The sequence below is a fragment of the Treponema sp. R8-4-B8 genome (assembly GCF_054786175.1).
Genome location: NZ_BDHE01000016.1, coordinates 23,516 through 29,626 on the forward strand (window position 1 = coordinate 23,516; position 6,111 = coordinate 29,626).

At 42.1% G+C, this 6,111-nt stretch carries 4 protein-coding genes and 1 pseudogene; 3 read left to right on the top strand and 2 right to left on the bottom strand.

Annotated elements, in window-relative coordinates; translation table 11 throughout:
- Positions 1–59 precede the first annotated feature (59 nt).
- From ACYVRA_RS04485 to ACYVRA_RS04495, 3 genes are all read left to right on the top strand, one after another.
- Entirely contained in the window at positions 60–1,088 is a 1,029-nt protein-coding gene (locus ACYVRA_RS04485) for a FecCD family ABC transporter permease (RefSeq protein ID WP_461251554.1), read from the top strand.
- Position 1,089: 1 nt separating this feature from the next.
- Positions 1,090–1,860 carry an ABC transporter ATP-binding protein gene (locus ACYVRA_RS04490; RefSeq protein WP_461251555.1) on the top strand — a complete coding sequence of 257 codons (771 nt, stop codon included), beginning with the start codon at positions 1,090–1,092 and terminating at the stop codon, positions 1,858–1,860.
- Positions 1,861–1,944: 84 nt separating this feature from the next.
- Positions 1,945–3,111, top strand: a complete 1,167-nt coding sequence (locus tag ACYVRA_RS04495; protein WP_461251556.1) for a hypothetical protein — start codon at positions 1,945–1,947, stop codon at positions 3,109–3,111.
- A gap of 94 nt (positions 3,112–3,205) precedes the next feature.
- Here ACYVRA_RS04495 and ACYVRA_RS04500 read toward each other — a convergent pair whose 3' ends face one another.
- Positions 3,206–5,668: a DUF1565 domain-containing protein gene (locus tag ACYVRA_RS04500; RefSeq protein ID WP_461251557.1), complete on the bottom strand. Its 2,463-nt coding sequence runs from the start codon at positions 5,666–5,668 to the stop codon at positions 3,206–3,208.
- Between the two features lie 95 nt (positions 5,669–5,763).
- Positions 5,764–6,111, bottom strand: a pseudogene (locus ACYVRA_RS04505) (glutamine--tRNA ligase); the annotation flags it as partial.

The following is a 6,111-nucleotide window of genomic DNA, read 5'->3' on the forward strand; positions in this document are numbered from 1 at the left end:
GAAATTAGTTATAATGAGAAATGTTGTTATATATTTTAGTGGTCAAATATGAGTAATATATGAGTAACAGAAATCGCATCATCACGGGCGCAATTATCTCACTTTTCATAATTATTGCCGCCGCCTCTTTAGGCAGTTCTGCCATCAGTCTGCGCGACACTGTTTTGATAATTTTGCATAAAATTTTCCGTCTGCCGCTCGCTCTTGATATAGACCCTAAAAATGTTTCAATTGTGTGGCTGTTACGGCTTCCACGCGTACTGTTGGCGTTTCTTGTCGGCGGCGGATTTGCGGCAAGCGGCGCGGTTTGTCAGTCAATTTTACGCAATCCCCTTGCGTCTCCCTACATTTTGGGCGTTTCGTCAGGAGCGTCTTTGGGCGCTGGAATAATAATTATCAGCGGAATAGTGATCCCGCTTCTGGGTGGCTTCACTCTGCCACTGACGGGCTTTGTCTTTGGGCTTGTTGCCGTTTTTTGTGTCGCCGCTTTTTCTTCGCGAATAGACAAATCTATGTCAAATAACACAATAATTCTGTGCGGGATGGTTTTTTCACTTTTTTTAAGCGCGGCACTTACTATGTTAAGCGCTATATTCTCCGATGACCTGCGGCGAATAGCCCTGTGGCAAATGGGAAGTTTCGCCATGAGGGGCTGGTCGTCGGTATGGCTGTTGCTTCCGTTCTTGGTCATTGGAATAACGGGGATTTTCCTTTTTACAAAAGAAATGGACATTTTAAGTTTTGGTGACGAACAGGCAAAATCTTCGGGAGTGGAGACAGGGGCGGTGCGAAAAAAACTGCTCGCTCTCTGCGCCGTTCTTACAGGGGCCGCAGTCGCTCTCAGCGGCGTTATTGGCTTTGTCGATTTAATTGCACCTCACGCGGCGCGCCGAATCTGCGGTTCTAACCACAAACATTTAATTCCCATGTCGTTTATACTCGGCGGCTCTTTGCTTGTTTTGACTGATCTGCTGGCAAGAACATTAGTATCGCCGTCGGAACTTCCCGTGGGAGCGATTACCGCGCTAATCGGCGCACCGTTTTTTGCGTGGGTTTATTTCAGGCGGAGGCGCAAGACGCAGGTGTAATATGTTTGAAGTTAAAAATTTATACGCCGGATATGGCGGTGCAAATAAAGATAGCAATGACGTTATTCGCAACATCAACTTTAATGCGGAAAGAGGAGAAAGTCTTTGCATACTCGGTCCTAACGGGAGCGGAAAAAGCACTTTGCTTAAATCTATAGCGCGTATTATTGATTACCGTGGGAGTGTGTTAATGAACGGTGAGGATGTAAGAGCGGTTTCACGCAAAGAATTCGCGAAAAAAATAGCCTTGCTTTCTCAGAGTACGCAAGTATTTTTTCCCTACACGGTTTATGAAACCGTATCAATGGGGCGTTATGCGTATTCGCAGGGCTTTTTAAAAAACCTTTCCGCCGCAGATAAGGCAATTATTGAAGACATTTTAATAAAACTGGACATTTGGGACAACAAGGACTGCATGATCGATGAATTAAGCGGCGGAGAATTGCAAAGAGTTTTTCTCGCTAGAACTTTGGCGCAAAACCCCGATTTAATTTTACTTGATGAGCCGAGCAATCATCTGGATTTGAAACATCAGATTGAACTGCTAAAGTTTTTAAAAGCGTGGGTAAAGGAGAATGATAAAACTTTAATAAGCGTGTTTCACGATCTTAATCTTGCCCGTCTCTTTGGCGATACGGCGGTTGTATTAAATAATGGAACGTTAGTTGCTAGCGGGAAAATAGATGACGTTCTAAACGGCGGGATATTAAGCGAAGTTTACGGCATCGATATTCGTGGTTTTATGCAAGAATCTTTAGAAAAGTGGCGGTAGAATTTACAAATACTTATATTCGAATGTGCTACGGCTTCCATTTTTTCATAAATAATATATAATGGAACAATCAGGAGGATTATTATGAAAATAAAAAATAAATATTTAAGAATTATCATTTTTACAGCGATAATCAGTCTTTCACTGCCGGTTTACGCTGCTCCCCAAAATACCGATGACATTAAATTTACAATTGGGAAGGTGGAAACCGTCTTCAAGCGAAAACAACTAAATGACGCGGGCTTAATTTATTGGCCGGATGGAAGTATCGGCGTTGTTAAGGGTAAAGACGGCACTTATGCGTTTTATGCAGCTAACGGGGAAGTTAGTTCAAGTATGATGATTGGCACTTTGGAAAATCCGGGACGAAACAGTATGCAGAAAATGAATATTATCGGAGTGCCACAAGGATATAATTACTCCGGTGGCGGACCTGTTTATAAAATTGATGATGATACTTTGGTTATGTTTTATCATGTCGAATATCATCTAAATAATTATTGGCGGACTTTTTACACTGAGATAAGAATGGCGGTATCAACTTCAAAAAATAAAAACGGGAATTTTATTGATTTTAAGGATTTGGGTCTGGTTTTACGCGCTAACATGACTAAAGAGAGATTTACAGAATTATTAAAAACAAAATCATTAACAAAGAATGAATTTTTTTGCGTGGAGCTTTTAGGCGGGCAAATAGTTATTCACGATGGTTATGTATATATGTACTATAAAGACGTTATGGATAAAGACGGTGATATTTGGTCAAATTATAACGAGTTAGCCGTGGCAAGAACAAGTCTTGAAGAATTAAAAACTGCGGTAAAGAACAGTACAGTCCCGGTTTTTAAAAAATACTATCAAAATGACTGGACAGAAAACGGTATCGGCGGCAAATCGTCGCCTCTTAAAAGCAGGCAGGATCTTCTGGTGGGCTGGCTCGGTATAACATACAATACGCATATAAATAAATTTATCATGGTGTTATCTGAAAATCATTATCCGCCACCAAAATACGCTTATGAAAAATGTGATCTGCAAATTATGACATCTGATGACGGGGTAAACTGGGGTAATAGGCGGCGCATATCCGATAAAAATGAACCAAGGGAACTGCTTTATGTGTCTATTGTTGGTATGGAAGGAAATGATTCTTTAACCACCGGAAAAGAATTTTATATTTATTATACGCGGACAAAATTGCTTACTTGGGATGATAAAGATGTCGTTAGGCGAAAAATTACGCTTGAATAAATAGACTTGTTCGGGAACTCGTTGGCTACTGCAGACTAAAGTCCGACACAACTCTAATGTAGAAAATCTGTGATAGTCGCCGTTAGGTGTGTTTTTATGGCAGCGGTTTTTCACGAGCCGCCGCCGCAATTATTCCGCCTTGACCCCAATCTGCTCCGAATGTGAATAATGCGCCGTCTCTTGGAATTGCGCCAATGTCGGGTGTTCCGCCAGTGGGACGGTATTTTGCGTCTATTGTCCCACGCGCGTTACCTGATGAAGTCATGCGTCTTTTTGCGTCTTTTGTTACAGGTATAGCGCCGTTGTCAAAATTACCGTCGTAGTTTACCCATTTTCCGTTTTCAAAGCCATTGCCTGTTATATCGCGTAACTTTATATTTACCAGTAAGTTGTCGGTAATTGTAACGCTTCTCGCGTCGGTGTTTTGTCCGTAGATGTAATGAAAACCAAATCCGTTTTGCGAACCAATAATGGTATTGTTAAAAAAATACGTTCCCTGCTGCGGCGGAATGACCGCGTGCGTGAGTCCGTGACGTATTCCTGAGTCAGTGCCGCCTATAACGATGTTATGATGAACCTTGTAATTGAAACTTAAATCGTCAACATATAAACCGGAAAGAAGCCTTTTCATCGTCCCATTGTCGCCTTTACCGCCGCCGACAACGACAAAGTTGTTAAACACTTCACTGCCGCCGCCGTTGGTATTAATGGTATAAAAACCGCCGCCGCCGTCGGGAACCAGTATGTTGTTGTTTTCACAATAATTATTACTAACAACACACCGTTCAAAAGAGTGTCCATGAGCGAAATAAATATGGGCGCGTCCCTGATTTATCAATGTGTTATGTGAAATTTCCAGACGTTTTGAGGATAAAACATACACCCCGTCAAAAAAATTACCTGCGTAATTTGTGTCATGAACAAAGTTATTGGTAAATATGTTATCATCGCCACCCAGAACAATCCCGTTGCCGCTTGTATTGCCAAACTCGCATCGCGTTATCCGGTTATTCGCTCCCGTTACAACCATGCTGCCGCACCACTTGTATTCCTCTATTTGCGCAAAATCACTCGCGTAAAAATGCTGGGCGTAAAAAACACGGCAATTTTCCAGCGTATTGTTTGTAGAGCCGCGCATATTTATTCCGCCGCCAAAAACGGTAATATTTTTGATTGTTACATAAGAAGTATTTGCCGCAAAAATGGCGATGTCATTGCCGCGCATAGAAAGAGTACGCTTATCCGGCGCGCCGTCCCATGAGGGATAAAAGTAAAGAAAATTGGTTTGCTTGTCAAAAAAATACTCGCCGGGCGCGTCCAGCAGAGCCAATGCCCCGGTAATATAGAACGGATTACCCAGATATGGCGTATCGGGATCGTTATTTGTATGCGGACTGGAATTACCGGTTATTTCATTCGCAAGAGTTATTGTTTTTCCTTTTACCGTTCCAACCGGCGAGATAATCGGCCTCCAACCGGGAACTTCACTGTCTCCCGGCCAAATTATTAATTTTGCGCCAGTGATATTTTCGGGAATATTTCCACTTGCGACAACGGTATTTTTATTCGTTCCCTTTTGCGCGACATCTCGTTTGTAATCCCACATTGTTGACATTGTAGTAGTCATGTTAGGGTATCTTGCCTCTACCATTGAATCCCTGTCGGCGAAGAGTTGGGGAAAATTCACGTCGATATATTTAACATATTCGCTAATATCGGCGACAAAAATATTTCCCTGATACTGCTTCCATTGCGGCTTAATTGGGATAGTAGGCGAAATTACAACATCAGCTCCCGGCATTGCGTTAAGCGTAACAGGTTTCCCTGCCGTTCCGGTCGGCACTTTAAATCTTTCGTTGTAAGTTCCTGAATCGACCAGTACGGTATCACCCGGTTTCGCATAATACATCGCATCGGCTATTTTTTTAAACGGGCGATCCTGCGTACCATTCCCGTTATCTTGTCCTTTGCTTGCGCTGACATAAATATTCCGTGTGCCGTTATTGTTTGCCTGTCCTGCAGTCGCTGTTACGGAGGCGGGAGCGTAATCCCACGTCTCAATTCTTATACTGATGTTATCAACATAAAAAAATGTGCTAGAACTGTTTTGTTCCCATTTATTTAAATGAATGAATGGATTATCACTTGAAGGAATGATTGTCAAATTCCCGCTCATGTTATGCCAAACTCCCGGCTGCGCGTTGTTCACGGCGGTTACAGAAGGATACTCAGGATCATTGTTCACTGTCCATGACATTCCCTTTTTGGGACCAGTCCTCATTACATCAGCCGAAAAATAAATGGTAATCGGTTTGTTCTTATAATTTGCAAGTGAATATTCCATCGCGTTCCATTGAGAAGCGGCTCCGTTTATCTTTACAACATTTGTCCGCCCGTCAATATTTACAAGATCATAAGTGGGAGCGATAACCTTGAATCCGTTTATAAGCGTAGAATTTTTAACCGTGTTTACCTTTACTTCTTTTCGCGTCTGGGCATTAAGAGAATTGATAGCCAACAAACCGATAATTAAAAACAAAAAAAAATTATTTTTCATGTATTACCCCTTATTTGAATTTATATAATATCAAATGAAAAATCATTGTGTAAAAATATGAATATTGTTTCTTTTGGTATATTTATGAAAAAATATTACCCTTTATTAACAATCTTTGCCCAAGTATCACGCAGACCGATGGTCTTGTTAAAAACAGACCGTCCATCCGCGCCTGTGTCAGGGTCGCGGACAAAGTAGCCGAGGCGTTCAAATTGGAAAACTTTGCCCGGCGAAACATTTGCAAGCGAAGGTTCGCCCCATGCGTTTTCAATTACTTCCAATGAGTTGGGATTTAAGTTATCGGTAAATTCGCCGGGAGAGCCGTCCGGGCGCTGGGATACTTCCATCGGTTTTTCCGCGCTGAACAGGTAATCGTAAATACGCGCCTGTATTGGCGCGGCATGAGCGGCAGATACCCAATGAATTGTGCTCTTTATCTTTTT